Genomic DNA, 7722 nt, shown 5'->3' with positions numbered 1-7722 from the left:
GTCCTTGTGTCCCCATCGTCTAGAGGCCTAGGACACCGCCCTTTCACGGCGGTAACAGGGGTTCGAATCCCCTTGGGGATGCCATCTTTCTGACCGCTTCAGGTCATTATCTTCGTATTAATAACTCATATTTTTTGCTGTTACAGGCTGGCTTCTCTGCTGCTTTGCCATAACACTGCTTCGTTAAACGCGTTACAATAGCGGCAAAATTCTGGTTTGTTGCTCTATGCATCAGTCAGGCTCCCGTACAGGCGTTGTCAGGATGCGGTTATGGTACATATTCCTAATGTGGTTAAAGAAAAAGCCCGCGCTATTAAAATGGTTGTGTTCGATGTTGATGGTGTTCTGACCGACGGCACGCTGACCTATTCGGCGGATGGCGAACAGGTGAAACACTTTAATGTCAAAGATGGCGTTGGTATTAAGTTGCTGGATAGCTATGACATCGTGACCGCTATTATTTCTGCCAAAGAGTCTGCACCACTGGCGCGTCGTGCCGCAGATCTGGGAATTAAACATTTCTTTCCGGGCACCAAAGATAAATGGGCGGTGTTATCAGCCTTAATGGATGAGCTGTGGTTTGAACCTGGCGAAGTCTGTTATGTCGGCGATGATGTTATTGATCTGAAAGTGATGAAAAAAGTCGGTTTAAGCATTGCGCCAAAAGATGCCTTCTGGATGGTGAAAGACCATTCCGATTTAATTACTGAAGCCGAAGGTGGCCGGGGCGTTGCCCGCGAAGTGGCCGATATTATACTCGGCAGTCGTATGCCGCTGGATGAAGCTTATATCAAGGCCATGCTGCCTGAGTTTGAGGATAAAAAAATATGAAAATTCTGGTAACCGGTGCGGCCGGTTTTATCGGTGCTTTTACCAGTAAGCGCTTTGTTGAGCAGGGTCACGAAGTTATCGGGATCGATAACCTGAATGACTACTACGACGTGAATTTAAAGCACGGGCGTCTGGGCTGGTTGGCTGAACAGTCCGGTTTTACCTTTAAGCAGGTCGAACTTTCTGACCGTGCTGCGGTTGATGCGGTGTTTGCCGAGCATAAATTTGACCGGGTTGTGCATCTGGCGGCACAGGCTGGTGTGCGTTATTCCATTACCAATCCGCATGCCTACGTCGACAGTAATTTAATTGGTTTTGTGAATATTCTTGAAGCCTGTCGTCATAATGAAGTAGGGCATCTGGTTTACGCCTCGTCCAGCTCGGTCTATGGCCTGAATACCAAGATTCCGTACAGCACGTCTGACCGGGTTGATCATCCGGTATCGCTGTACGCCGCGACGAAAAAATCCAATGAATTAATGGCGCACACCTATGCCCATCTTTATGGTTTGCCGGTAACTGGTCTGCGCTTCTTTACCGTGTATGGCCCCTGGGGACGTCCGGATATGGCGTACTTCAGTTTTACCCGCGATATTCTCGAAGGCAAAACCATTAACGTCTTTAATCATGGCAAGATGCAGCGCGACTTTACCTATGTCGATGATATTGTCGAAGGTGTAACCCGTATCACCCAGAAAATTCCTCAGGGTGTGAGCGGCTGGACGCCGGAAAGTGGTGACTGCTCGCGCAGTTCTGCGCCTTATAAAATTTACAATATTGGCAACCATAACAGCGTTGAGCTGGGCACCTTTATCGAAACCATCGAAAATGTGTTGGGTAAAAAAGCCAATAAAAACTATATGGAAATGCAACCGGGTGATGTATTGGCGACCTATGCCAATGTGGATGATCTGGTTGAAGATGTTGATTTTGCTCCGAACACACCGCTGGCAGAAGGCATTGAACGTTTTGCCCGCTGGTACCGTGATTTTTATAAGGTATAAGCAATAAATGGCTGATTATAAAATTGTGATTCCGGCCCGCTATGGCTCCAGTCGTCTGCCGGGTAAGCCGCTGATTATGCTGGCCGGTAAGCCCATGATTCAGCATGTTTATGAACGTGCGCTGGCAACCGGTGTGCAGGATATTGTGATTGCCACCGATGACGAGCGCATCCGCGATGCGGCTCTGGCTTTTGGCGCGGATGTGGTGATGACCTCACCGGATCATGAAAACGGCACTGAACGTATTGCTGAAGTTGCGCAGATTAAAGGCTGGGATGCTGAGGCTGTAATTGTCAATCTGCAGGGCGACGAGCCGCTGATCCCACAGTCTTTAATCGAGATGACCGCTGCCAGTCTGCTGGAAAATCCGCAGGCAGGGATGAGTTCTGTCTGTACTCCTTTAAAACATGCTGCAGACGCATTTGATCCGAACGTAGTGAAAGTGGTGCTGGATCGGGCGCATTTTGCTATGTACTTCAGCCGTGCTTCGATTCCCTGGGATCGTGATGCCTATAAAATCAGCACCGAGCAGATGACCGGTAAAATGCCGGTGTACCGTCATATCGGTATGTACGGTTACCGCGTGTCCTTTCTGCAGCAGTACACCCGTATGGAACCCTGTGCGCTGGAAGCTACCGAATCTCTGGAGCAGCTGCGCGCACTCTGGTACGGCGTAAAAATCCATATGTCGGTGATCGATCAGGCGCCGGGTCATGGCGTTGATACTCAGGATGATGTGGCGCGGGTTGAAGAACTTTTACTTGGCCTGAACTGAGTTATTTTTCTTTTTTGCGCTTTATCAGCTTAAAAATGGCTGCAGTGTCCGACACTGCAGCCATTTTTTTAGATACTTTTCTTTCTGTCTGGGCTATTTTTAGCCTGTAAGTCTTTGAAAACAGAGGCTTAAGGCTCTTTTGGATAATTCCCTTGTGTTTGCCTTGTGCATCATCACCTTTCAGATGTGGCGCTGGATGAGGTGGCTGGGGATTCCTAACCGGATTTATTCAGATTGTCCTGCAATACAGACGTTGTTGAAGTAAGGAGTACCACGATGGCATTGTCTATTTCAGAGAAGCTCGGTTATGCCGGTCTGCTGCCTTTTATTGCCGGCGCGACAGCGGTTGTGTTGGGTATCGACGGGGGCGAAGAATTTTTTAAATTATATTCGTTGTTGATTCTGGCATTTATGGCCGGTGGCTGCTGGGGCGTTGAGCAGGCGAATCCGGAGCAGATTGATGAAATCCCGCTGGAGTTATCCATCGGCACTTTCCTTTGGGGATTGCTGGCGTATTTTCTGCCTACGAATGTCGCGGTGCTGATGTTTATGGTTGGTTTTTGGTTGCTGCTCTGGACTGAGACTAATCCGATTTTTAAACGTGCTTATGCCGAGTCTTATAAGCGTTTGCGTAATATTCTGACGGCAGCGGTAACTATTCTGAATGTTATCGTTTTTATTGCCGTTCACTGAGCGGTGATTAACAGACGGGGCGTTTAAAGCCCCAGTCTGCGTCCTTCCCTGCATGGCTGGCCGTTGCGCCACCATTCCTGAAACTTTTCCAGCTGGCGGGCTACCGTCGCCCGATCGTTCATGCAGGCGGTTACTTTATTGCGCTCAATGCTGATAAAAACCGCAGGCGTCATTAAAACCTGGTTGTTATTCACCGCCGAATGAACCTGCAGTTGTATGCGGCTGCTCATTCGTTGCTGTAGCTGTAAGAGCGGATGATCAGCAATGCCCGGATATTCGTGGGCAATTAATATACGGATGCTGCGCTGACGCGCTCCACGCAAATAACGGTTAAAGCAGGAGAGTGTGGTTTTATCCGACCACAATGGGTGGCTGAGGTCGGCAATGCTCAGATGGATGGCGGCCGGGCCAAAGTGACTGGCAATCTGCAGCATCCCTTCAGCCGCTGCAGGTTGTTCCAGTACATACACTTCGTTGTCTTTGCCAGGGATAAACTGTTCGCTGCTCTGGCTGGAGCGTCCCAGTACTTTGCTCATGCGCACATGGGGAATGCCGGCATCCCAGCAGAACTCCGTTTCCGGTGAAAAACCATTGTGATGGTAAAAGCCATAAGCCTGAGTCTGAACGGTTGCGCGCAGAATGCGGCCGCGCATTTCTTTCTCGTAATGATGTTCTACGGCGCGCAGCAGTCGGGTCCCCCAGTTCTGGTTACGGTATTCGGGCAGTACGGCCATACGTCCGAAATAACCATTGCTCAGCAGCCGGGCGCAGCCGACCGGACGCTTGCCATCGCGGGCAATAAAGTGCACCGCGTTGGCGTCGTCAGCATCCCATTCCATAGCTTCCGGGACGTTTTGCTCCTGAATGAATACGCGCTCACGGATGGCGCGTAAAATATCCCGGTGCTCTTTCCAGTTAGCGGTTTCAATCTCCAAACTCGGTCTCCGGACTGTACAGCATATGACGTTGCCAGAGGCTGGTCAGCAGGCTTTGGGCGGTTGTGCTGGCAGCCAGTGTCTGCAGAACCTCTGTTTCATATTGGCTGTTGTCGGCCAGATAGGCAACTAACGCCAGGTCACCCGCTGGCAGGCTCCAGCTGTGACCAAGGGCGAAGAAGCTGCACTGGTTATCCTGCTGGCTGTAAGCAAAGCGGGCAAATTCAGAGCGACGCCATTGCTGATAGCTGTTCAGCTCGGCGTTCAGCTCTTCCCAGCTGGCTTCATCCCGTGGTTCAGGCAGTTGTTCCGGGTATTTGGCTTCGGTCATCAGTTTTCCCAGTACCTGCTGCAGACGCTCGTCATCGTTGAGGGCAGCGGTCAGCAGGGCACGCAGGCGCGCGATCGCGTCCTGATCAATCAGGCCCGGGGTCTGGGTTGGGCGGATGCCGGCATCGGTGTAGCGCTGATCTTCACTGGCGCTGGCGAGAATATCGTCCATGGCGGCCTGTGCCAGTTCCGCCTGGCTTGGGGCGCGGAAGCCGATGGAGTAGGTCATGCACTCGCCCTGGGCGATACCGTAATGGGCCAGCTGTGGCGGCAGGTACAGCATGTCGCCGGGGTTCAGGGTCCAGCGCTCGGTTTCGTCGAACTGTTGCAGGACGCGGATTTTCGGCCCTTTAAGAATCGGTGAGTCGTCGCTGCACATCTGGCCAATGCGCCATTCGCGCTGGCCTTCGGCCTGCAGCAGGAATACGTCGTACTGGTCGTAATGCGGGCCAACGGAACCGCCGTCGACGGCATAGCTGATCATCAGATCATCGATGCGCCAGCTGGGCAGGAAGCGGAAGTGTTCAAGAATATCGGCGGCTTCCGGAATCCAGTGATCGACGGCCTGAATCAGTAAGGTCCATTTGCGTTCTGGTAGGGCGCGGTAATCGTCTTCTGTGAAAGGGCCGGTGCGGATGGCCCAGGGGCCGTCTTTGCCTTCTTCTTCGACCAGGCGTGATTCAATTTCTTCTTCCAGGCTCAGGCCGGCCAGCTCGGAGGAGCTGAGCAGGGGCTCGAAGTCCGGCCAGGCGTTGCGGATTAATACCGGTTTCTGCTGCCAGTAATCGCGCAGAAATTCTTCAACCGTCAGATGACCCAGAATATGCATAGTGTGTTACTCAGAATACGGATACAAAAAAGCCTCCGCCAGAAAGGTGCTGGCGGAGGCTTCCGATTTTAACGCGGCTTAAACGTTCTTCGCCTGATCTGCGGCATTACCAATGTAGGTAGCCGGAGTCATGGCATTCAGCTCGTCTTTGGCAGCTTGTGGCAGTTCCAGTGAGGCAATGAATTCAGCCATTGCGTCACGGGTGATGGCTTTGCCACGGGTAAAGGCTTTCAGTTTTTCGTATGGCTGTTCAATGCCGTAGCGGCGCATCACAGTCTGTACCGGTTCGGCCAGAACTTCCCAGGCGTTGTCGAGATCCTGAGCGATACGCTCTGCATTGACCTGCAGCTTGCTGATGCCTTTCAGGCTGGCCTGATACGCAAGCAGGCTGTAGCCCAGACCAACGCCCATGTTACGCAGTACGGTGGAGTCGGTCAGGTCGCGCTGCCAGCGTGAGATCGGCAGTTTCTGCGCCATATGAGTCATCACTGCGTTGGCGATACCGAGGTTGCCTTCGGAGTTTTCGAAGTCGATCGGGTTCACCTTGTGCGGCATGGTCGAAGAGCCTACTTCGCCAGCAATGGTGCGCTGTTTGAAGTAACCATTCGAGATGTAAGCCCAGATGTCGCGGTCAAAGTCGATCAGGATGGTGTTGAAGCGGGCGATAGCATCGAACAGTTCGGCGATGTAATCGTGTGGCTCGATCTGGGTGGTGTACGGGTTAAAGGTCAGGCCCAGAGAATTCACGAAGGTTTCAGCGTTGGCCGCCCAGTCGATATCGGCGTAGGCCGACAGGTGAGCGTTGTAGTTACCCACGGCACCGTTGATTTTGCCCAGCAATTCAACCGCTTTGATCTGCTTGATCTGACGCTCAAGGCGGGCCACAACGTTGGCCATCTCTTTACCCAGCGTGGTTGGCGAGGCGGTCTGACCGTGGGTACGTGACAGCATCGGCAGGGCAGCGTTTTCGTGGGCCAGGGCGCGGATCGCATCGGCGACTTCCTGCATAACCGGCAGCATAACGTCGTCACGACCGGCTTTCAGCATCAGCGCATGGGACAGGTTGTTGATGTCTTCAGAAGTACAGGCGAAATGCACGAATTCATTAACCGCCATCAGTTCGCTGTTGTCGGCAAACTTTTCTTTGATGAAGTATTCCACCGCTTTCACGTCGTGGTTGGTGGTGGCTTCGATGGCTTTGATGCGCAGGGCATCTTCTTCACTGAAGTTGGCAACGATGGCGTCCAGCTGTTGCTGGGTAGCTGCCGAGAAGGCCGGAACTTCGGTGATGGCTTCATGGGCCGCAAGGCGCTGTAACCAGCGGATTTCTACTTCGACGCGGGCACGGATCAAACCGAATTCGGAGAAAATCGGACGCAGTTGCACGGTTTTGTTGCCGTAACGACCATCAATCGGAGAAATAGCGGTCAGGGCAGACAGCTCCATTGGGTTCTGGGAGGACATAGCGACTCTCAACGGACAATGAATGTAAGAATTTTAAGGCGCGCAATTCTACCGGATTTTTTTGTATATCTCAGCACTGGCGGTGATTTAACTGCGCTTTCATGTCGCGAGTGCCCGTTGCGGGCGGTGAAGGTGTGCCGGTAAGGGCATTTTGCCGCTGGATTGGGCGTTATTGTCACTCACCCGTCATGCAGTTTCAGGTAGAATGCTGCGCAAATTTACAGGCCGTTAGCTGAGAAGTATTCATGCTGGACTCATTGCTGAGTTATTCCGACAGCCCCTTGTGGCTGGTTCTGGTGGTGATTGTGTCGACCTTTATGCTGGAAGACCTGGCGATTATTGGCGCCGGGATGCTGGCCGCGAGCGGTAAACTGGCGCCGGAAGTGGCCTTTGCGGCAACCTGTACCGGTATGTTTATTGGTGATACGGCATTGTATCTGTTTGGCCGGTTGGCGCATGTCTGGCCCTGGCTGGCGAACAAATTCCGCCATGATCTGATTCAGCGTCAGGTAAAGCCTTTGCAGCAGGCACCCTGGCATCAGCTGGCGCTGATTCGCTGCATGCCGGGACTGCGTACTTTCGGCTATATCGCCTGCGGACTGGCACGGGTTCCGGGCTGGACCTTTACCCTGGCCAATGTGATTTCTATCGTGATTTGGGCTGCGATGATTTTTGGCGTGGCTTTCGTGTTGGGTAAGCAATATGCCGAAACCCTGCACGAGTGGCTGTGGTTTGTGCTGCCGGTGGCTCTGCTGGTGTTTATTCTCGGTCAACGGCGTTTGCGCGCTCGGATGGAAGCCGCCTGAGCGGGATGTGACAGGAGAATCTGTATCATAAAAAAAGCGGCTCTGGCGTTATTGC

8 protein-coding genes and 1 tRNA gene are annotated in these 7722 nt (G+C 52.7%); 6 read left to right on the top strand and 3 right to left on the bottom strand.

The genetic code is table 11. The features are described 5' to 3' along the window. Positions 1-8: 8 nt before the first annotated feature. The 5 genes from LGT44_RS05500 (at position 9) to LGT44_RS05480 (ending at position 3303) form a co-directional block, all read left to right on the top strand. Positions 9-84: transfer RNA gene (locus LGT44_RS05500), tRNA-Glu, on the top strand. Positions 85-270: 186 nt separating this feature from the next. Then, entirely contained in the window at positions 271-831 is a 561-nt protein-coding gene (locus LGT44_RS05495) for a KdsC family phosphatase (RefSeq protein WP_145468448.1), read from the top strand. Beyond that, positions 828-1835 (top strand): NAD-dependent epimerase, encoded by a 1008-nt coding sequence (locus tag LGT44_RS05490; protein ID WP_225692621.1) that lies wholly within the window; start codon positions 828-830, stop codon positions 1833-1835. Before LGT44_RS05495 ends, LGT44_RS05490 begins: the two co-directional genes overlap by 4 nt. Positions 1836-1842: 7 nt before the next feature. Continuing rightward, the gene (gene kdsB / locus LGT44_RS05485; RefSeq protein WP_145468452.1) at positions 1843-2610 is read left to right on the top strand and encodes a 3-deoxy-manno-octulosonate cytidylyltransferase; all 768 of its coding nucleotides are present in this window, start codon (positions 1843-1845) and stop codon (positions 2608-2610) included. Positions 2611-2886: 276 nt separating this feature from the next. Further along, positions 2887-3303, top strand: coding sequence for a DUF3429 domain-containing protein (locus tag LGT44_RS05480; protein WP_225692622.1), 417 nt, complete (start codon positions 2887-2889; stop codon positions 3301-3303). A 23-nt stretch (positions 3304-3326) separates the two neighbouring features. Here the strand turns inward: LGT44_RS05480 and LGT44_RS05475 are convergent, their stop codons facing one another. The 3 genes from LGT44_RS05475 to purB form a co-directional block, all read right to left on the bottom strand. Continuing rightward, positions 3327-4238: a GNAT family N-acetyltransferase gene (locus tag LGT44_RS05475; RefSeq protein WP_230332314.1), complete on the bottom strand. Its 912-nt coding sequence runs from the start codon at positions 4236-4238 to the stop codon at positions 3327-3329. Continuing rightward, the gene (locus LGT44_RS05470) at positions 4228-5397 is read right to left on the bottom strand and encodes a cupin domain-containing protein (RefSeq protein WP_230332313.1); all 1170 of its coding nucleotides are present in this window, start codon (positions 5395-5397) and stop codon (positions 4228-4230) included. The genes LGT44_RS05475 and LGT44_RS05470 overlap by 11 nt, the downstream gene beginning before the upstream one ends. 78 nt (positions 5398-5475) lie before the next feature. Beyond that, a complete protein-coding gene (gene purB, locus LGT44_RS05465) occupies positions 5476-6843 on the bottom strand; it encodes an adenylosuccinate lyase (protein WP_230332320.1) in 1368 nt (455 codons plus the stop codon). Positions 6844-7106: 263 nt separating this feature from the next. Between purB and LGT44_RS05460 the strand changes: the two genes are divergently transcribed. Then, positions 7107-7667: a DedA family protein gene (locus LGT44_RS05460; protein WP_145468460.1), complete on the top strand. Its 561-nt coding sequence runs from the start codon at positions 7107-7109 to the stop codon at positions 7665-7667. Positions 7668-7722: the final 55 nt, after the last annotated feature.

It is taken from the genome of Thalassolituus alkanivorans, assembly GCF_020447205.1.
GTDB classification, from domain to species: Bacteria; Pseudomonadota; Gammaproteobacteria; order Pseudomonadales; family Oceanobacteraceae; genus Venatoribacter; species Venatoribacter alkanivorans.
The sequence above is the reverse complement of the archived record's forward strand: the minus strand, read 5'-3'. Positions and strand labels throughout refer to the sequence as shown.